Below are 19,336 nucleotides of genomic sequence, written 5' to 3' on the forward strand. Positions count from 1 at the left end.
ATTGGCTCCTTAGTTTAAAAATTCGACGAGTTCGTCGATGACTTCCAGACAGTTGTCTGACAGTACTGCTAATTCTTGTTCAATCTCTTCCATGCTTGAAAGCACAGATAAAGCTCCGTAAACCACATATTTATCATCAATTTTAGCAAACGATGATAATGGCATTGGAATGTTCAGTTCTAACATGGTCTCAAACATTTCAGACCGACGAGCTTGATTTACTTCGTTTTCGCCCCACAAGTAACTGATGCACAATATTTGGTTATCAGTTACTGATACAAACACCGGAATTTCTTCGCGGCCGACAATATTGACTTGTAACACTTCAACATCACCGTCAATAGGATAACAATCAAATTGAAAACCGGTTTTGCTGTGATCACACAGTCCGTTTAGGTGACTTGCAATAGTATGGATGTTCATATTCGTCCTTAATTGACATATTATGTCTGTGAGTAAAGATAGCATCTAGACATAATATGTCAAGCGCTATCTGGTCCAATTAAAAAAGATTAATTACTTCATTTTCTGACCAAGCTGCTAAATGGTAGTAATACAGCTGCAGTGAACCAATTTCGTTCACTTTGATCTTGTCTATATCGGCATAAAAATGCTTAGGGAATTCAAATGAACCATGGATAAGCCCAGGAGTAAGCCATTCTTCTGGCACCGGAATATTATCGATGGCGGCTAATCGCTGCTGTGGATTTTTGCCCATCTTACTGCCGATACTCCAACCCCATTCCCCAAAGCTCGGCACATTATGATGATACTGTTTTACATTAAATCCTGCTGCAGTAAGGGTTTTTCCCACCGATATAAACGCTTTTGGCGCATGATAAGGTGACGTTGACTGCACAGTGATCACGCCATCTGCACTGAGTAATTCATTGAGCTTGCGATAAAATAAATCTGAATACAATTTATTTAAGTCTGGGTGGCTTGGGTCAGGCAAATCGACAATGATGGCATCAAATATTTGACCTTTTTGGATCAGCTTATCAACCCCGTTAAACGCATCATCGACCATTAAGGTTAAGCGAGGATCGTTTAACGCATCGCCATTTAATGCTAATAATGCATCGCTTAAGCGTTTGGGCATATCTGCTGGTGGCGATTTAAATAAGGCTAATAGGTCTTTATCCAAATCCATTAAAGTAACGGCTTTAGGTTGCCATTTGAGCACTTGTTTTAACCCTAGGCCATCACCACCGCCAATAATTAACACATTATCGTGCCTTGCGCTGGCTGCTAATGTTGGGTGAACTAAAAAGCTGTGATAGATGTGTTCGTCGCTGCTCGAAAATTGCAAACGGCCATTGATGTATAAATTATAAACTGGCGGTAAACCACCTCCGCGCAGACGCTCAGTAAAATTGAGTTGCTGGAAGCGCGTTGCTTTGGCATACACCACATGATCTTTATATAACAGGTTATTAAAATGCTGTTCCCAACTAGGGCCTTTAACGGCCAATAAGCCAATCACGACACTGGCAATAATATGGCCTATGAGCAGCAATTTAACATGATTTATTTTTGCCCAGAAACGCCAAATAAAGATTAGCCCTGCAATGAGGTTAACACTGGCGGTGAGTGCTGCAGCCAGTTGAATATCGATGGCCAACATAAAGCCGACCCAAATAGCGGCACCTATGCCAGCACCAATGTAATCGGCACCATATATGGTGCCGGCATTATGCAGTAAGTGTGCTTCAGACAAAGATTGCCGAACGCGGGCAATCAGTGGTATTTCCATGCCAATCATTAACCCCAGCAGTACGCCCCAAACATAGGGTAGGTATGCGCTAAGGGTTTGCAAACTTGCAATAAAGCCACCATTAGGTAGGTGATCTGGCGGCAGCCCTAAAGTATTGGCGATGGTTAATGGCAGTTGTTGACCAAAGCCAATTACGGCAGCGGTAACGATAATCGCAAATGAGCCACACAGTGCTACGGTTAATTCGAGCATAGCAAAGCCAGTGAAAGCGCATTTAATTTTCCGTGCAGCAAAGGCTCCCACACCCATAGACACAATCATCAAGCCTATCATGGTGTAAATAGCTGCTTCTAGTGCGCCAAGAATTCGGCCCGCATAGTGAGATAATAGATATTCATAAATAAGACCACATCCCGCCAACGAGGCCATGATGCCGAGTAATAAGGCATCATCAAACCACGATACTTGACGGGATGGAGGGGAACTTTGCTGTGAGCCCCCTGGTGTAGTGTTAGCGGGAAGTTCATCGAGCAAAGGTGTTGTCATAAATTAAGCCATTAACGCCGTAAGAATAAGAGCCACGGCAATACTAATCGCCATTTCAACGGCTGCGATACCGATGTTTTGTTGTTTTTCGACTTCCTCGGCAAGATTAATACCGGCCAATACCAGTTTTTTTACCACGGTTATCAATAGCGATAATACCACCAACATAATCAGTGAAAATACGCACCAACCAATAATGTTACTGACGTGAGCCGTTGGATTGTATGCAATGAAATGGCTTGCGGCGTTAAAGCTTAACGCCATGGCAATCATGTAGCCACTATGACGCAATGCTAATGCCGTTTGGCCTTGGGTTAAGGCTTGTTGCATTGACGCACCTTGATTACGTTGAGCGTAACGTTTTTCGCGCAGTCTGGTGAGAATAACTAACATTAATTGGGAGATTAAGAAGGCGCTGAAAATAGCGATGAAGGTATCGATGGTAATATCTTCTGCCCACATTAATACTGCGCGGATAATAATGGCAGTGGCAATAGCCGCCGCAGCATCAACCACAGCCACAGAGACATTACCTTTGAGAATTTCAGCGTTTTTCGCAAATTCATTTAAGGCGATTTTGTCGTGTAAAAAACGGCCCAATTTAATCAGTACTAAACCAAATAAACCGTAAGCCGACATGCCAATCGCTTCGGTTAAATAAGACGGTGCTGCCTCGCCAGTTATGGCGCCGGTAAGCACAATGCCCAATGCTGCGATTGCACCTGCTGTACTAATACCAAAGGCGAAATTGTCACGTTCTGCTAGCTCGGCACTGCTGTTAACTTTAACACTCCAGCCTTGCAAGTAACGCATTAGCGTCAGTAAAACGATAGCGATGGTTAAATCAATGGCTAAGATAATCGCCAAATGTTGAGTTAAGCCATATTCTTGAAAAAATGTCATGGTGAGTCCTTACCTATTTTCCACGGCTAACACCGCGACTAGTGCGGCTGCTTGAGTTACGGAAACTGCTGTCTTTTGAATAGCTCGAACGAAATTTTCTACTCGCGCTCTGAGTGGTACTACTGGCTTTAGGTGCGCTAGCACTTTGACGCGACAAGCTTGTAGAACCTGTTCGAGTTTTTGCATAAGGGCTGTCAAATCGCTTCCCCTGGCTGTCAAAACGTTTCTTGGTTTGTTCAAAGGTTTTTGCTTGCGAAGTGGCTTGTTTTGGTGAGGTATAACGGTAACGTCCTACATCATTATAATAACTGTAACCACGGTTACCCGACCAACGGTCGTAACTTGTTGGACGAGTGAAGTTAGAAAACATCGCATACATGCCATACCAAGCCCAAATCGATGTGCCACTTGAATTGTTTTGCCAGCTACCATAAGCAGGATTACCCACAAGCTGGCTGCCTGCACCACCAACGTCGGTTCCATTCGCGAGCGCTTCGGCTTCACGGCTGATTGCATTGACTCTGGCCAGTTGGCCATTAGACATATCAGCGACAACATTGACTGGATCAGACAGCATATCATTATACAAACTGCTGTCTGCAGCTTGATAAACATTTTGAGCTTCAGCCAGTTGCTGGTCTAAATCAATAAAGTTAGCGCTATCGTTTAAGTCTTTATAACGACGCGTTAATGACTGAAACATTGGACCTTCAGTGCCGGCATCTTTTGCCAACTCTTCGAGTAAAGGTGTTAAGTCTGATTGGCGCTGAGCGAGAATACTGGTGTATTGTTTAAGTAACGTCGCATTACGCAGCTGATTGTTGTCGAGTGAACTGGCCAACAGATCAAGACGTTGTTGGGTCAGTTGCTGGTACTTAGCAATTTGTTCCGGTCGGTCGTCACCGCAACCGCTAAGGGCTAACGTGGCAAACAATACCGTTATCAATATGAGTACACGGGGGAGGTGACCTACCATGTTTTCTCCAAAATGTAGATTTTTCATGTGCTAATTCAATATGACACAGGTTATAGTAATCTGGGTATCAATGATATTAATCTGATCATTTTACTGACCAATAGATATACCATTCACGACATAATATGTCCAACGTTCATTTTCTTTAGGGATCATTATTGCCATGCAAAACCAAGGTAACAAGGTATTATCTGCCGCTATGTTAGACAGCGCAGATCGTTACTGGTTAAGACTCTGCGACAGTTGGCCTGAGGCTAAAACCGCACTGCCCCCCTCGCAGCAGCAAGAGCTAAAAGTCGTATTTGGCTTGAGTGATTATATTGCTGAGCAACTTTGTCGTCATCCAGAATGGATTGTGCAGTTATTTGATGGCCTATTAGATGATGTGGTGCGCAGTGATTTTGATGCTCAGTTACATTCGCTGTTAGTTGAGTTAACTCAAGAAGAGCAGGTTAAGTCAGCCTTACGTTGTTATCGTAATCTACAAATGGTGCGTTTAGCATGGCGTGATTTTTTAAATTACACCCCAGTAGAAGAATCTCTACTCGATTTATCAGCACTTGCCGAAGCATTGGTTATTGCTGGACGAGATTGGTTATATCAAGAAATGTGTCAGCAATATGGTACCCCCATGAGTGCCGAAGGTAAGCCGCAACCTTTATTAATTTTAGGTATGGGTAAACTGGGTGGCCGTGAACTTAATTTTTCATCTGACATTGATTTAATTTTTACCTTTCCAGAGCATGGTGACACGGTAGGTGGAAGACGTACTCAGGCCAATCAACAATTCTTTATTCGCATGGGCCAACGCTTGGTAAATTTACTCGACCAAGTGACGGTTGATGGATTTGTATTTCGTGTTGATATGCGTTTACGGCCTTACGGAGAAAGTGGTCCGTTAGTCGTCAGTTTCAGTGGTCTAGAAGATTATTACCAAGAACAAGGTCGCGATTGGGAACGCTACGCCATGGTAAAAGCTCGTGTATTGGGCCCTTGGTCTGGCTATTGTGACGAGCTACATGATTTATTACGCCCATTTGTATATCGCCGTTATATTGATTTTTCTGCGATTGAATCACTACGTAAAATGAAGCAACTTATTGCTCAAGAAGTCAGGCGTCGCCAGTTAACCGATAACATTAAGTTGGGTGCGGGAGGGATCCGCGAGGTCGAATTCGTAGTGCAAAGTTTTCAGTTGATCCGTGGCGGCCGCGAACCCGCATTGCGGCAACAAAGTTTATTTGGTGCCATTGATACCTTGTATAGCCTTGGGCAATTGGAATATTTAGCGGTTGATGAGCTTAAACATAGCTATATTCTTTTGCGTCGGGTGGAGAATTTATTACAAGCTATCGATGATAAACAAACACAAACTCTGCCCAACAATGAGCTTGATTGGCAGCGGCTATGTTATCCATTAGATGTTGAAAACGAAGAAGAACTTCGTCAAAAAATTAATACTGCGATGGCTACCATTCACGGCCATTTTAATGCCACGGTCGGTGGCACTGACAGTCACGAACAGAATGATCATTGGACATCATTATTTTGGAATGTGCAGCAAGATGAAGACGCTAATGCCTTGCTGCAAGAACAACAAATCGATGATAGCGAATTATGGCCGTTATTAAGTGAATGGCATCAAATGGTGTCAAAACGTTCTATCGGACCTCGAGGGCGTGAAACCTTAGACAAATTAATGCCTAAATTACTCGAGGAATTGGTTAATCAGGCGAAACCGAGTCAAGCTTTTAAGCCCGTTGCCAACGTGCTAGATAAAATATTAACTCGAACTACTTACCTTGAGCTTTTATGTGAAAACCCGGGTGCTAGACAACAATTAGTCAGTTTATGTTGTGCAAGCCCCTGGATTGCGCGTGAGCTAGCTAATTTTCCTATGTTGCTCGATGAGCTTATTGACCCGTCGCAACTGTATGACATCACTTCCATTGATGATTATCCGAGCGAATTACGCCAATATTTATTACGAGTACCAGAAGATGACATGGAGCAGCAAATGGAAGCGCTGCGCCAGTTTAAATTGTCTCAACAACTCAAGATTGCTGCGGCCGATGTCACAGGTGTTTTACCTGTCATGCAGGTCAGCGATCATTTAACCTTTTTAGCCGAAGCAATTATTGAGCAAGTCGTGCTGCAAGCTTGGCATCAAGTAGCGTCTCGCCATGGCACGCCTAAGGGAACAAGCCCAAGTAATATGGGGTTTGCAGTGATTGGGTACGGTAAGCTTGGTGGTATTGAACTGGGTTATGGTTCTGATTTAGATTTGGTTTTCTTACACGGTGACAGCGGTTCTGGCAGTACAGATGGCGAACGATCTATTGATAATGGCCATTTTTACCTAAAGCTTGCTCAGCGTGTGGTGCATTTATTTGCTACCCGCACCACATCTGGAGAATTATATGAAGTTGATATGCGTTTACGCCCATCGGGTGCATCAGGCTTATTAGTTAGTGAAATAGAGCATTTTGGTGCTTATTTGCAGCAAGAGGCTTGGACCTGGGAGCATCAAGCTTTAGTGCGCGCTCGTTTCGTGTTTGGTGATTATTCACTTGCGGGTCGTTTTAGTGAACTACGTGCGCAAGTGTTGCAAATTGAGCGCGATAAAGTGGAGTTGGCTAAAGCTGTTAGGGATATGCGCACAAAAATGCGCGAGCATTTACTTCAAGCAGAAGCAACAATATTTGATTTAAAGCAGAGCGCAGGTGGTATTGCGGACATTGAATTTATAGCCCAGTATTTAGTCTTAGCCTATGCGCATCAATATCACGAGTTAACTATTTGGTCTGATAATGTGCGCATTTTTGAAGTGTTAGCCGAGTTGGAATTATTGCCGGTAATGCAAGCTCAGCATTTAACTCAAACTTACTGTTGGCTGCGTGATGAGAATCATGAACTGACCTTACAGCAATTGCCCGGTAAATTACCGCAGCAAAGCGTGCAACCCAAAACTGATAGCGTCATTGAAATTTATAATAATATTTTACACATTTGATACTAAATGAAGTGGTTAAGATCGATATTTAGTTCTATAACTGTCTTATTGAACTGGTGTTATTTGATTAAGTTGGACTTTTAATGCTTCTAGCTCCGATACCTGAAAATGAGCATACTCGACTCGAAACGCTTCGAGGATTAAACATGCTCGATACCGCAGCTGAAGATCGCTTTGATCGTGTCACTCGGCTAGCAAAACGCTTATTTTCAGTATCGATTAGCGTGATAAGTTTAATTGATGCCGATCGTCAATGGTTTAAATCCTCACAAGGATTAGATGTATGCGAAACCCAACGTGATATTTCTTTTTGTGGTCACGCCATTAATCAGCATGGCATTTTCATTGTACCTGATGCGCTAAAAGATCAGCGTTTTGCCGACAACCCACTGGTACTCGGGCCACCTAATGTTCGATTTTATGCCGGTTATCCATTAACTATGCCTAATGGCGTGATAGTCGGAACCTTGTGTATTATTGATGACAAGCCGAGGTCCTTTTCTAAAGATGATGAAGCAACTTTAGAAGATCTTGGCAATATTGTTATAGATGAGCTGTTATCGATTAAGCAAAATACTTTGGATGCGTTAACGGGTATTTTTAATCGTCGCGGCTTTGAGTTACTTTCTCATAGAACAATGGCCCGCAGTGATAAGCTCGGCTTTAACACCTGTTTGATTTTTTTAGATTTAAATGATTTTAAATCTATTAATGACGCATTTGGTCATGAAGAAGGAGATAATGCATTAAAAATCTTTGCCCGTTTATTAGTCAGTAGTTTTCGTGGCTCAGATATTATTGCTCGATTTGCTGGTGATGAATTTGTGGTATTGCTGAGTCAAACTGATGAAACTATTGTCAATGATGTATTACGCAGGTTCCAGCAGTCTGTTGAGCAGCATAACCAGCACAATGCTAAACCTTACCAATTAACTTACAGCAAAGGTGTGGTGCATCGACAAGCAAATCAGGCATTATCCTTGTATGAATATTTGGTGACTGTCGATAAAGCCATGTTTGTTGACAAAGCAAAACATCACCAGAAAAACGAAACGGTAATTAAATAGCCTGTTACTCATGAATGATGCTGAATTACTCGCCGATAATGGATATATCCTTGTGCTTAATCTTAGTAAAAGATGATGTCCTTTCACTACTATTATTTTTCATTTCAACTTACTCAATTATTAATTTATCTACACTCAGCAGATTACCTCTATTGATGGCTTAGCCTAATACCTAGTGAATTATAATGAATAAATTCATTTAAAATCAACGATTTAATTTCAGGCGCTGTCTCAAGCGATACCAGCATAGCCAAGCCAATATTGGCATAGGGTATTGCCGCCTTAATGGCTTCTTTTTGCGGCAATTTGATAAGTTGGCGTAGCATTGAATACACACGCAGAAGAATAATAAATCCAAGCGCAATAACAGACGGCATTTAGTGATCGCTAAATGACTTTTTTGCCTTGTCATGCCCTCTGCTATTCCTAGTATGAGCATTAACAAAGTGGATAAGGTTTCGCAGGTCGCCTTAGGGACTTTTAAATCTGACTTGATTAATCCTGCACTTAAACCGAGGGCAAAAAATCCATCATAGTACTAAGCATGTTATCGCTTCTATCTGTTATAAACTATGGTGATGCTGCCTTGTAGTCATAACAAAGTGAAATATTTTAAATCAAAATGGCGCAGTAATATTGAATAAATCTAGGCTGTTATAGTTATTAATAGCAGATCTGTGAAGTACTGATCTATTAAGTATTGCTAGCGTATAGTATCGTTGAATAAGAACATAGCAATATTAATGGTAGAGCCTGTAATGAAAAATGAAATTGATATTCATCGTGCGTTAAAAGTGTTTAACAAAGTCACTCAATATGGCGAAAAACGTGCGCTTGAAGATGGTCTTAGTGGCCATGATTATTGGTTGTGTGGTATTAGTGCCCAAACGGATCACGATGGCTACACCATTACCTTGTCTGATGCCCAAGTTAGTTTAACGGTGTTTTTTCACAATAAGTATCAGTTCGAATATCCTACCAATGATGCGCTCGATAATTTTTTACGTCGATTTAATGACGTTGAAAATTTCCAAGCATCTTGAGTAAAGCATTAAGGTTATTAAGCACTCATAACCTTGCATCATATACTTTACGCCCATTGTTGCATTTCGATTAGGCGACTGTAAGTGCGTCTAAATTCAAATTGTAATGCCCCATCAATGTATAAATCTTCCAAGCTAAACCTGCTATTGAGAATTAACATCACTTTTTGATCGTATAGTTCATCAACTAAACTAATAAAGCGTCTGGTTGGATCATCCTCACTGGCATAGGATAGTTGTCGCTCGCCTGTGATGGTTGCTAGTGAACCATCTTCGGTGCCACGTGCTCTAATCCAGCTTCGTAGTTCTCCGCCTAATATCGGTACATCGCTGAGTAAGATATGGCTAAATTGTCCCGCGAGTTCAATATAATCTAATGCTGATCGTGGGCCTTGGCACAAGGCTGAAAAGGTAAACCAAGCAAGCTGGCCGTGTATAGCCATAACGGCAATGTCTCTATGGCATACCTCAATTGAATGTGGCAGGTTTTTGAGACTCGCATGAGGTTGTGGGTATTGTTGACATAATTGTTGAAAAACAACTTCGGGCGCCATTGATGATGGCTGTTTTAGCCAAGGTGGTGTAGTCGTTAATATGTTGGCGTTAGCGTGTAAACGATGATCAATTTGACCATTTAAATGGATTGATTCGGTATATTGTAGAAGCAGATCAATAGTGGGTAAAAAACGATCGCGCTGTAATCCGTTTTTATACAAGTCAACAATCGGCACATTTGACGTTGCAACTAAGGTCACTTCTGACTGAAATAATGTCTCAAATAATCGCCCAAGTAAAATGGCATCACCGATATCAGATACAAAAAATTCATCGAAGCAAATGACAGAATATTTGGCTGCAATTTGCTTAGCGATATGAGCTAATGGATCGCGGATCCCCGATGTTTGATTTAATTGCTGATGGAGCATAGCCATAAAACGATGAAAATGAAGACGTAATACGGTTTTATTTACTTCAGACTGCGGGCTATATAGGTACTGCTCAGACAAACTTTGATATAACAGATCCATCAGAAAGGTTTTCCCACGACCAACATCTCCCCACAAATATAAACCGCGGTTTTTTTTGTTAATCGATAGACATTGCTGATAGAGCGAATCTAAGGCGAGTACTGCTTGCTGTTGCGCAGGATCATCAAGCATGTTTTGTTTAATGCGCTGCTGATAGGCTTGTAATGGCGACATAACACTTAAGCTAAATTGTTGAGCTGAGTAGTATACCATTAACTGTTGCCTTTATTATGGTGCGTATTTCCTTTAAGCTCTTGTGACAAAAATAACAATCTATTAACTCTGAGCGTGAACCCTGAGTATTAATCCTAACAAGGACCCAGACATGAATCATAAAAATAAGGGGATGACCTATATTGGTGCGGATATGACATTAGAAGGTAATGTACGTATTCAAGGTCCTGCAATGGTTGCTGGCCACACTAAAGGTACTATTAACTCTACTGATCAAATCAAAATTGAGCTGGGAGGCGTGATTGAGGGTGACGTTTTTTGCCAAGAGATGCGCGTGTCAGGATTATTTAAAGGCAAGTTACATTGCAATAAGTTAATTATTGTCAGCTCGGGTATTGTAGAAGGTGAAGTGTCGAGTCATCAGATGGAAATTTATGATGGCGGTCAATTCATCGGTATGCGCACTAAAGGTCCTGATGCAAAGCAGTTACCACAAGCTGAAGCAGAGCAATCATCACATCAACAGGCGCAGCAGGCTAGTGTTACTCATTCGGTTTTTTCTGGGCGTAAATTCACTTATGCCGCAGTTGCGACTATTTTGATTATTGCCGGCACAATATTACAACCAACCATTAGCTCGGCATTAAATCGTGGTCAAATATTGTCATCTGACAACAATCAAGCCAGCGTAGAGCAATACTCACAATCAACTGCAACAGCAGAAGATGCTGAGGTCTTATTTCAAGATATAGATCAACAGACTTCATTTGTCGATCAAGCCGAAGCATTGATGGGGGCTGGTCAAAGTGATATTAATGTGGCGATGGAAGATTTACATGAACTCGCTAAAACCAGTGAGGCTATGGGGGATAGCCAAACAGCGAGTGACGATGTCGAACAAATCGAGCCAGCGTTTGGCTCGCCAGATAAGTAAGCATCTTTTTTTATTAAACCCATAAAAAAATGGTTTTATTAACCACAGTGTTTAGTGGAGTAATAAAACCATTTTATGCTGTTTTGATACAGCCAAATATTTTTATATTACTTATGGATTAATGCGAGTTGGCATACCTGTACGTTGCTCTAGTAATCGCTTTAATATAAATGAGTCAGTTTGTGGGTGAGCAACAAAGCGAGTGGTTTCTTTATCAAATGATAATGCTACTGGCTCAGTCGAATCAAACTCAGCTTGAGTGCGTGATAGCGGCTGATGAACTTCTAAATAACGATTACCATCAGGTTCTTCAGTCGCTTTAATGGGTTGGTTAATAAATTCAACACGAGTACCTACTGGCACGGTATTAAATAAATGTTCAATATCTTCATCACGTAAACGAACACAACCAGAACTGACGCGTAAACCAATACCAAAGGTGGCGTTAGTGCCATGGATTGCATATAAGTTACCCACATACAGTGCGAACAAACCCATTGGATTATCAGCGCCTGCAGGCCATACCGCTGGTAATGTCACTCCTTTTGCTTCGTAAGATTTACGAATATTAGCAGTTGGTGTCCACGTTGGGTTTGCGCGTTTTCGTTGAATGGTTGTTACCCACTTTTCTGGAGTGTCTTTACCAATTTGGCCAATACCAATAGGCAATACTTCAACAATATCTTTTCCTTTTGGGAAATAATATAAACGCATTTCAGCGCTGTTTATCACTACGCCTTCACGTTTAGTGTTCGGCAAAATTAGCTGATGTGGAATTAATAAAGTGCTACCGGCTTTGGGTAAAAAGGGATCCACGCCAGGGTTTGCTTCTAATAAGTTAGTTAATCCGAGCTGAAATTTTGAGGCGATTTGTTCTAGGGTTAACTTGCCCTCAGGAACAACATAGTATTGATTTTCACCGACTAAATTGCTGCCTTTAGCAGGTAGACGATATTCAACAGCAGCACTCGAAAAACTGAGTACCATAGCCGTTGCTGCAATTAAAGTAGTGCGTAACGAATTCATCATAAGCGTTATATCATTCCAAAAACAGACGTTATACCAGTCAGACTACAATATCTTACCAAGTTTGACTATTTTGTACTGGTCATTAGTACATATTATTAGCGCGCATCCTCACTTATTACGCTTAATATTTCAACTGATTTTTTCCTGTTTCGTTATTTAAATCCTAAACGTTTAGTAAGCTGATGTAAGTTGTCTGGAGCGATTGGCAACTGATGTTCTTTTAGCGTTAACTTATAACCTATTTGAGTGTCTATTTTGTGGAAGAATGACTCTTAAATGGATTTTTTATAAGACTTAAGCTTATGGGTATTTTATGCAATCGGCCTTAACACCGTAAGCGATGATGCACACTTTCAGCCTCTTTAATTAACGATGTTGGGTTAAGCTCCTATCGCATCTAAAAATATGTATTTGGATTTTTGCCTATATAGCTATCTCAGTATTTACCGAGGAAAATTGCAGTAAAAGATGTCCTCGATGAATCCCCAAAGTACGTACAAGACGACAGTAAAACCAGATACTAGTGAACATTTATTTAAATTAATGTTTATTTTTAATTTATATATCAATTGGTTATTTTTTTACTCTGCTTATTCCTCATCAAAATAAATTGTTGCACTTTTAGTTAGCATGCTAACCAGTTATAATGCTTAGCATGCTAACTAAGTGGTGACTTAATATGATTTCTACAGAATTAGAGCGATTAAAAGAGCTACATCTTGCTGAGCAACTCGGCCGGTTACATCGATTATGGCGCACTGTCGCAGATGTTGAATTAATTCCTTTAGGCTTAACTCATCCTCGCTGGACCGCGCTGTGGAAGCTATTACGCTTAGGCGATAACGTCAGTCAAAAAGTACTCGCCGACGCGTTAGAAATAGAATTGCCATCATTAATGCGCACTTTGGGACAATTAGAAGAACATGGATATGTTAAAAGGCGTTGTTGCGATACTGATAAGCGAGCACGAATTGTCAGTTTGACCCCTCAAGGAACCGACATTCTGAAGCAAATAGAAGCACGGATTATGCAAATCCGTGCTGAATTACTCAATGGCATTAGTCATCAAGAATTAAATGAATTTGAACGTGTGATCAGTCTGATTAGTGCTAATGCTATGGCTAAGCTTAATCAGTCTGATGACCCTTTTAGTGAGAAGTAACATGACTCCAGATCAACAATTTGCCCGTCTCGTTAAAATATCGATTGCGATGTTTGTATTCGTATTCGGTTACTTTATGTTTGCCGATGCTGTCATGCCAATGACGCCACAAGCTATGGCAACACGGATGGTCACCAAGGTAACACCACAAGTCAGTGGAAAAATAGCCTCTATTAAGGTCGCAAATAACCAATTTGTGGCCGAAGGTGATGTGTTGTTTAGTATCGATTCAGCCTCTTATGAGTTAGCGATTGAGCGAGCAACATTAGCCTTAGAGCAAGCCAAACAAGATAATGCAGAACTCGATGCATCGATATTAGCCGCCAAAGCCGACGTGCAGGCAAATCAAAGTAATGCACAGCAAAAAAGCAGCGAGGCAAAGCGTATTGATGCTCTTTATTCCACACGCGGTGTATCGCAGCAGTTAGCCGATCAAGCTCAAAATGATGCCGCAACCGCCGAAGCTAACTTACTTGCCGCTAAAGCTCGCTTAACTAAGTTAATCGTTAGTCGTGGGTTTAACGGCGCGGATAATTTAAAAGTTCGCCAAGCTCAAAATCATTTAGCTCAAGCCGAGTTAGACTTGTCATATACTCAAATTCGCGCAGATCAAAATGGGGTTGTCACTAACTTACAGTTAGAAGTCGGTAGCTTTGCTACAGTCGGTCAGCCTTTATTAGCACTCGTATCAGAAAACGTTGATATTATTGCTGATTTCAGAGAGAAAAGTTTACAAGGTATTGAGCCACAATCAATTGCGCTGGTTTCATTTGATGGCCAACCTGGACATTTATACTCGGCTAAAGTGAGTTCTGTTGATGCAGGTGTGAGTGCCGGACAATTTGATGCCAATGGCCGCTTGGCAGATCCCCAAGAGTCGGTGCGATGGGTACGTGATGCCCAGCGCTTGCGTTTACATTTAGAGCTCGATCAACAAGCCGTTAGCCTATTGCCTGCAGGGGCTCGCGCCACGGTGCAATTGGTGCCCAATAGCAGTTTCCTCGGTTTTTTGGCCAAGGTACAAATTAAAGTCATTAGTGTGCTGCACTATATTTATTAAATGAAGCATTAACTTCAATCATTATTTCCCTAATCCATACTTATAGCTGGTTACCACTTTTTTAGTGTTGACTGAACAAACCATTTATTAGGGTGGGTGATTTAGGGTGCAGTATTCTCTCCAATGCGAAGGTATTTTACATGTTGCTACGCCACAGTCCTTTGACTACAAACGATTTACGTCAATGCCTTCGCATTGCAACAGGCGCTACGCTTGGGTTTGCTATTTGTAAATTTTTCGACCTAAGTTATGGGGTATTTTTTACCGTTACCCCAATGTTACTGTTGGGTTTAGTACCAGTGATGAATGCCCATGCAATGCGGCAACTATTAGCATCATCGGTGATGGCTGGAATTGAGGTGGGTATTCTAGGTGGTTTATTTGGTACTCATCCAGGCATGATCTTGCCAATTGTGTTTATACTTTTTCTGTATCGATTTGCGGCAATGTCACGAGGCAGTTTGTTTTTGTTCGGCGCTAACGGGGTGATCAGCTTAAGCATTATGCTGCACTTTGCCAGTTATCCGAGTGTCGATATTAATAATCTTATTTTTAATAATTTTTGGGCGACGGCAGCATCTGTCATCATTGCTTACGCTATGACCGCTCTTTGGCCAGATGTCGAACCACGTCCGCCAATGGCATCGGTTGCTAAAGCGCCTAATCGAATGCGTCATGAAGCATTACTCGGTGCATCAATTGCGACAGCATCATTTGTGGTTTTTCAGGTATTTAACTTGCGAGACTCTATGTCAGCTCAAGCCACCACCTTATTATTGTTATTCCCCATGCATTGGAATGGTGCACTCGGCTATGCCCGCAAGCGTGCTATCGGTACCCTGCTTGGAGTGACCTTTGGTTTACTAGGACAAGGATTACTTTATGATTGGTCTGGGCAACTGATTTTTGTCATACCGCTATTGTGGATAGGCTTAATGTTATTTAGCCAAGTGCATGTGAGAGAGGCGAGTGGCTCAGGAGTGGGGTTTGGCGCCATGACCACATTAGGCATACTATTTGGCCAATATTTAACCCCCAATAACGATCTAGTATTTAGTGCTTTGTATCGAGTCAGTAGTATTCTAGTAGCAATAGTGGCAACTTTATTATTGTGTTATTTAGTGCATCGCTTATTGAATCAATTTGCAGCGACTCGATTTGGTAGTTAATTTTTTAGATCAATTTAAAATACATTACACTAGTTAACGCTGTTAATTTATAGGCTAATCTGACTTCGTTATGTTTATTTATCATTCATTTATGCTATGTATAATTATATGTTTAGCCTTAATATAGTATAAATACACTTACTAAATGGAATTAGCATGATGCAAAAAAACATATTTGGTAAGCGTCGAGGAAAAGGATAATGCCGATTAGGAATAGGTAAGCGGCACTGAATCGTTTTATTATTGAATTTGAATAATGAATTTCAGGTTATATATAAAGTAGGTAGCTACACAGAACCTTTTATAGGGTCAAGAGTCACTTTTTTATTTTACAAACGTCATAATGAATATGTTTTGCAATAGATTATTGCCAGCCAATTTTCCACTGTTGCGGATCTTTAAGGTTGCGCCAGTCAATAGCAAACTCTTGTGCATTCATTTCTGCCCTTATGATGCATTCAATGACGTTTTGCTGCTCGTCATATTCCACTTTACTGATGCTAAAATGCTTCAGTTTCTGAACCACGTTCACCTTGGTCCATTTGCTATTGAGTAATTTCTTAGGATGAATTGGGTTCATATTCGTTCTCCTATTCTCAGTATTTCGATGCCCATATTAATATTCATGTTATGACTCATGACGAACCTAATCAGTACTGGTGTTAATCATTGTGAGAGTGACTAACTAATAACTGCTGCAATTGGCTTAGATCATTGATAATAATATCGGCGAGATGTTGATATTCGCTATCAACCCCATGATTAATAAAACAAGCTATCATGCCGGCATTGTTAGCTGCCTGAATATCATATAAATAATCGCCGACATAGATAATATGTTGCGGCGAAATTTGCCATTGAGTTGCTATCGCTAGCAATGCATCCGGGGCCGGTTTTGCTGGATAATCTTCTCTGGTCAATACGTGATTGATGGCGATATTATTCTGTTTTACTTTCATAGCACTAGCGGCAAGGCTATTACGAGTCACTATAGCAGTGGGGAGTTTTGCCGCTTCAATAGCATTAATCAGCTCTGCCATGCCTTTAATCGGTTTGGCATTGATTGCATCTTGGTATTCATGATCAAGGATAATCTGATTGGCGCTGGCTTGAGTGTCTTTGCAGCTTAACTCGTCGACATATTTAAGGAGATCGATACTATCAGGACAACCAATTTGCTGACGAATTAAGTTAAAGTCTAAACTGGATTCAACTAAGGTACCGTCTAAGTCAAAAATAATACCTTTAATTTGCATTGGTAAATTCAATTAATACCCTTATCTAATTTATATTTATCGGTTAAATTGCATTGAGTGTAACTCAATTAAAAACGGACCTTGTTGTTTTTGTGCCACTAAAAAGCCAACCCGATCAATGTCATTAAAATCTAATGCTGGTGCATTTGCAACCTTACGTCCCCTGAAGTTAACGGTAAAATCAGCAGGGATAAAAGTATGTTGCGTTAGCGTATTTGGGCTAGTGGTAAAATTCGCTACATACGCTTCACCATACGATAAATTGGGTGATTTTAGGCGTATTTGATAGGTTTTACCATCGCCTTTAACTGTGAGGCTAAGCTCTGATTGATCGATAATTTGATGCTTATAATTCGACTCTATCGATGCGAACCCGCCATTGTTTTCCAATGACACAGACCCTGTAAATAACAACACTTGCTGGTTAATTTCAACTTTGCTTTGTGAAATACCGCCCATTACAGTGTCATTATTGATTAACCATTTTGTAAAGTGACTCGGATCAGTAAAATGAAATAACATATTATCCTCACTGGCACTCCATGCGGGTTGGCCAAACATTAGTAAAATTCCTGCGACAGTTCGAATACCTATTGGTACTTTTCGGCTAATATGCCCGTCCTGTGTATTGAGTAATACCATCATATACTCCTATTCATTATCGTTCGATATATCGCTCCAAAGGCCATAAAAAAATGGCTTATCAGGGTGAGGGATAAGCCATAAAGGGTCTTACGGAGGATAATGTTACTTACTGCATCGGGTCTTGCTACATGGGGTCTAACGTATCGGGCTTTGGTCCATCAGGTGTCATCTAACGGTTTAACTATTACTTATTACGCGTGCTATTCAATTTAGGTTCACTTATTTTGCCGTTCTTTTTTAATGCCAGATCCTTCCCATCTGGGGGAGAGTTATATTCGACAAGTTGGGATCTTGTCAGTACCCTTGGTATAGGTTTTATTAAGTGGCTATTTATCTTCGATGATGAGCAATCATATCAACAGATGATAGACCTGAGGGACAAGATATTTTGGACGTAAACGGTGGGTTATCGACTCAGTCAGCCGCGCTTACCTTTAGTGTGGTAAGCATTAATTTATTTAATTTTATTGAACCGCCTTATGCTTTTTATGATTTTGAAAATATCTATAGTGATAAACAGTGGCAAAAAAAGTGTGCCTGGTTAAGTGATTTTATTAACCAATCTCAAGCTGACATTATTGCTTTTCAAGAAGTGTTTAGTCCCGATGCCTTAGCTGTGCTGACTAAGTCTCTGGGGTATGAATATTTTGTGGCACTAGATTTACCTGAAGTGGTGAGTGACTATGTGTATCGAAGTCCAGTCGTGGCGATTGCATCTAAGTATCCTATTATCGATTCGGTTAATGTCGTGCCAGATCCGCAATGGGTCAATCAATTAGGTTTAGCTGAGTCATTTAGTTTTAGCCGTAAACCACTTCGAGCAACCATACAGTTACCTATTTTTGGGCCATGTGATTGTTATGTGATTCATCTTAAGTCTAAGCGTAGCGGTGTCAGTCGCGACGATATCAGTGAAAGTGGTTTACATGGCGGTGCAGATTTTGTAGCAAGGCAAGTGCTTGGGCGCTGGGCATCGAGTTTACAGCGAGGCAGTGAATCGGCATTGTTGTGCCATCAAATGTTAATGAGACGACAACAAAGTCAGCAACCTTTCATGTTAATGGGTGACTTTAATGACACTATGGGTAGTGAACTCTTAGCCGCGTTTAATAATCAATTACGAGTGTTTCGTAGTGATATTGAAGACCCTGGGCTGGCTAAGTTAGGCGAAACGTCATTGATGGCTGAATTACACCAAAGCAGTTTGTTTGACAGCTATGAGTTGTTTATTGCCGCCACCAAGTGTAATGCGACCTTGGCCCAAGATGAGTTTGAATCAAGCGCATTAGTTGATGAGCAACCCCATCCGGTCAGACAGCCGACACATTACTATGGCAACAGTGGTTCTGTGCTTGATTACATATTAGTATCGAGTGAGTTTAATCCAACTCAGCAACAAAATCTTGCTCATATAATTGATTATAAAACGTTTGATCGCCATCTCGTTCGACCTGACTATGAACGCGATAGTGACAGTACAGACCATGCACCTGTGATGATGAGTTTTAGCGTACGCAGTTAATGATATTTATTATGTAATTTATCAAATGTTATAAAATCCACAGGCTCAGTATAGAGTTGTTTTATTGAGCTAATAAAAAAGCGCTGATATTT

General features: G+C 41.0%; 18 protein-coding genes. 8 read left to right on the top strand and 10 right to left on the bottom strand.

What is annotated here, in order from left to right; genetic code table 11:
• Positions 1 to 9: 9 nt before the first annotated feature.
• The 4 genes from ACED29_RS07420 to ACED29_RS07435 all read right to left on the bottom strand — a co-directional run bounded on the left by ACED29_RS07420 (position 10) and on the right by ACED29_RS07435 (position 4,142).
• The gene (locus ACED29_RS07420) at positions 10 to 423 is read right to left on the bottom strand and encodes a YjfI family protein (RefSeq protein WP_124018084.1); all 414 of its coding nucleotides are present in this window, start codon (positions 421 to 423) and stop codon (positions 10 to 12) included.
• Positions 424 to 502: 79 nt separating this feature from the next.
• Positions 503 to 2,263 carry a polyamine aminopropyltransferase gene (locus tag ACED29_RS07425; protein ID WP_371697376.1) on the bottom strand — a complete coding sequence of 587 codons (1,761 nt, stop codon included), beginning with the start codon at positions 2,261 to 2,263 and terminating at the stop codon, positions 503 to 505.
• 3 nt (positions 2,264 to 2,266) lie between these two features.
• Positions 2,267 to 3,166: a DUF350 domain-containing protein gene (locus ACED29_RS07430; RefSeq protein WP_124018082.1), complete on the bottom strand. Its 900-nt coding sequence runs from the start codon at positions 3,164 to 3,166 to the stop codon at positions 2,267 to 2,269.
• A gap of 13 nt (positions 3,167 to 3,179) precedes the next feature.
• The gene (locus ACED29_RS07435) at positions 3,180 to 4,142 is read right to left on the bottom strand and encodes a hypothetical protein (RefSeq protein ID WP_124018100.1); all 963 of its coding nucleotides are present in this window, start codon (positions 4,140 to 4,142) and stop codon (positions 3,180 to 3,182) included.
• 163 nt (positions 4,143 to 4,305) lie between these two features.
• Between ACED29_RS07435 and glnE the strand changes: the two genes are divergently transcribed.
• Together glnE and ACED29_RS07445 are read left to right on the top strand one after the other, a co-directional pair.
• Positions 4,306 to 7,155, top strand: a complete 2,850-nt coding sequence (glnE, locus tag ACED29_RS07440) for a bifunctional [glutamate--ammonia ligase]-adenylyl-L-tyrosine phosphorylase/[glutamate--ammonia-ligase] adenylyltransferase (RefSeq protein ID WP_371697377.1) — start codon at positions 4,306 to 4,308, stop codon at positions 7,153 to 7,155.
• 83 nt (positions 7,156 to 7,238) lie between these two features.
• Entirely contained in the window at positions 7,239 to 8,222 is a 984-nt protein-coding gene (locus ACED29_RS07445) for a sensor domain-containing diguanylate cyclase (protein ID WP_182741067.1), read from the top strand.
• A gap of 205 nt (positions 8,223 to 8,427) precedes the next feature.
• On the opposite strand, the gene ACED29_RS07450 is transcribed toward ACED29_RS07445, so the two are convergent.
• Positions 8,428 to 8,718 (bottom strand): hypothetical protein, encoded by a 291-nt coding sequence (locus ACED29_RS07450; protein ID WP_371697405.1) that lies wholly within the window; start codon positions 8,716 to 8,718, stop codon positions 8,428 to 8,430.
• A 262-nt stretch (positions 8,719 to 8,980) separates the two neighbouring features.
• On the opposite strand from ACED29_RS07450, the gene ACED29_RS07455 reads away from it, so the two are divergent.
• Positions 8,981 to 9,265: a DUF3081 domain-containing protein gene (locus tag ACED29_RS07455; protein WP_165870174.1), complete on the top strand. Its 285-nt coding sequence runs from the start codon at positions 8,981 to 8,983 to the stop codon at positions 9,263 to 9,265.
• 47 nt (positions 9,266 to 9,312) lie between these two features.
• Here the strand turns inward: ACED29_RS07455 and zapE are convergent, their stop codons facing one another.
• Positions 9,313 to 10,506, bottom strand: coding sequence for a cell division protein ZapE (gene zapE, locus ACED29_RS07460; protein ID WP_371697378.1), 1,194 nt, complete (start codon positions 10,504 to 10,506; stop codon positions 9,313 to 9,315).
• A 112-nt stretch (positions 10,507 to 10,618) separates the two neighbouring features.
• Between zapE and ACED29_RS07465 the strand changes: the two genes are divergently transcribed.
• Positions 10,619 to 11,401 carry a polymer-forming cytoskeletal protein gene (locus ACED29_RS07465; protein ID WP_371697379.1) on the top strand — a complete coding sequence of 261 codons (783 nt, stop codon included), beginning with the start codon at positions 10,619 to 10,621 and terminating at the stop codon, positions 11,399 to 11,401.
• A 111-nt stretch (positions 11,402 to 11,512) separates the two neighbouring features.
• On the opposite strand, the gene ACED29_RS07470 is transcribed toward ACED29_RS07465, so the two are convergent.
• Positions 11,513 to 12,427: a L,D-transpeptidase family protein gene (locus ACED29_RS07470; protein ID WP_124018098.1), complete on the bottom strand. Its 915-nt coding sequence runs from the start codon at positions 12,425 to 12,427 to the stop codon at positions 11,513 to 11,515.
• A 685-nt stretch (positions 12,428 to 13,112) separates the two neighbouring features.
• On the opposite strand from ACED29_RS07470, the gene slyA reads away from it, so the two are divergent.
• The 3 genes from slyA to ACED29_RS07485 all read left to right on the top strand — a co-directional run bounded on the left by slyA (position 13,113) and on the right by ACED29_RS07485 (position 15,821).
• Positions 13,113 to 13,592: a transcriptional regulator SlyA gene (gene slyA / locus ACED29_RS07475; protein WP_182696899.1), complete on the top strand. Its 480-nt coding sequence runs from the start codon at positions 13,113 to 13,115 to the stop codon at positions 13,590 to 13,592.
• 1 nt (position 13,593) lies between these two features.
• Positions 13,594 to 14,652, top strand: coding sequence for an HlyD family secretion protein (locus ACED29_RS07480; protein WP_371697380.1), 1,059 nt, complete (start codon positions 13,594 to 13,596; stop codon positions 14,650 to 14,652).
• A 140-nt stretch (positions 14,653 to 14,792) separates the two neighbouring features.
• On the top strand, positions 14,793 to 15,821 hold the full coding sequence (locus tag ACED29_RS07485) for a DUF2955 domain-containing protein (protein WP_371697381.1): 1,029 nt from the start codon (positions 14,793 to 14,795) through the stop codon (positions 15,819 to 15,821).
• Between the two features lie 364 nt (positions 15,822 to 16,185).
• On the opposite strand, the gene ACED29_RS07490 is transcribed toward ACED29_RS07485, so the two are convergent.
• From ACED29_RS07490 to ACED29_RS07500, 3 genes are all read right to left on the bottom strand, one after another.
• Positions 16,186 to 16,401, bottom strand: a complete 216-nt coding sequence (locus ACED29_RS07490; RefSeq protein ID WP_124018073.1) for a TIGR02450 family Trp-rich protein — start codon at positions 16,399 to 16,401, stop codon at positions 16,186 to 16,188.
• Positions 16,402 to 16,483: 82 nt separating this feature from the next.
• Positions 16,484 to 17,089, bottom strand: a complete 606-nt coding sequence (locus tag ACED29_RS07495) for an HAD family hydrolase (RefSeq protein WP_124018072.1) — start codon at positions 17,087 to 17,089, stop codon at positions 16,484 to 16,486.
• 24 nt (positions 17,090 to 17,113) lie between these two features.
• Positions 17,114 to 17,722 (bottom strand): CIA30 family protein, encoded by a 609-nt coding sequence (locus ACED29_RS07500; RefSeq protein WP_371697382.1) that lies wholly within the window; start codon positions 17,720 to 17,722, stop codon positions 17,114 to 17,116.
• Between the two features lie 388 nt (positions 17,723 to 18,110).
• Between ACED29_RS07500 and ACED29_RS07505 the strand changes: the two genes are divergently transcribed.
• Positions 18,111 to 19,244, top strand: coding sequence for an endonuclease/exonuclease/phosphatase family protein (locus ACED29_RS07505; protein ID WP_273057925.1), 1,134 nt, complete (start codon positions 18,111 to 18,113; stop codon positions 19,242 to 19,244).
• The last annotated feature ends 92 nt before the right edge of the window (positions 19,245 to 19,336 follow it).

It is taken from the genome of Shewanella sp. 5S214, from assembly GCF_041439795.1.
Classification (GTDB): domain Bacteria; phylum Pseudomonadota; class Gammaproteobacteria; order Enterobacterales; family Shewanellaceae; genus Shewanella; species Shewanella vesiculosa.

Bases quoted from the DNA above. Each gene is read 5' to 3' on its own strand.
- ACED29_RS07420 (WP_124018084.1), bottom strand. From the start codon at position 423: ATGAACATCCATACTATTGCAAGTCACCTAAACGGACTGTGTGATCAC.
- ACED29_RS07425 (WP_371697376.1), bottom strand. From the start codon at position 2,263: ATGACAACACCTTTGCTCGATGAACTTCCCGCTAACACTACACCAGGG.
- ACED29_RS07430 (WP_124018082.1), bottom strand. From the start codon at position 3,166: ATGACATTTTTTCAAGAATATGGCTTAACTCAACATTTGGCGATTATC.
- ACED29_RS07435 (WP_124018100.1), bottom strand. From the start codon at position 4,142: ATGGTAGGTCACCTCCCCCGTGTACTCATATTGATAACGGTATTGTTT.
- glnE (WP_371697377.1), top strand. From the start codon at position 4,306: ATGCAAAACCAAGGTAACAAGGTATTATCTGCCGCTATGTTAGACAGC.
- ACED29_RS07445 (WP_182741067.1), top strand. From the start codon at position 7,239: ATGCTTCTAGCTCCGATACCTGAAAATGAGCATACTCGACTCGAAACG.
- ACED29_RS07455 (WP_165870174.1), top strand. From the start codon at position 8,981: ATGAAAAATGAAATTGATATTCATCGTGCGTTAAAAGTGTTTAACAAA.
- zapE (WP_371697378.1), bottom strand. From the start codon at position 10,506: ATGGTATACTACTCAGCTCAACAATTTAGCTTAAGTGTTATGTCGCCA.
- ACED29_RS07465 (WP_371697379.1), top strand. From the start codon at position 10,619: ATGAATCATAAAAATAAGGGGATGACCTATATTGGTGCGGATATGACA.
- ACED29_RS07470 (WP_124018098.1), bottom strand. From the start codon at position 12,427: ATGAATTCGTTACGCACTACTTTAATTGCAGCAACGGCTATGGTACTC.
- ACED29_RS07480 (WP_371697380.1), top strand. From the start codon at position 13,594: ATGACTCCAGATCAACAATTTGCCCGTCTCGTTAAAATATCGATTGCG.
- ACED29_RS07485 (WP_371697381.1), top strand. From the start codon at position 14,793: ATGTTGCTACGCCACAGTCCTTTGACTACAAACGATTTACGTCAATGC.
- ACED29_RS07490 (WP_124018073.1), bottom strand. From the start codon at position 16,401: ATGAACCCAATTCATCCTAAGAAATTACTCAATAGCAAATGGACCAAG.
- ACED29_RS07500 (WP_371697382.1), bottom strand. From the start codon at position 17,722: ATGATGGTATTACTCAATACACAGGACGGGCATATTAGCCGAAAAGTA.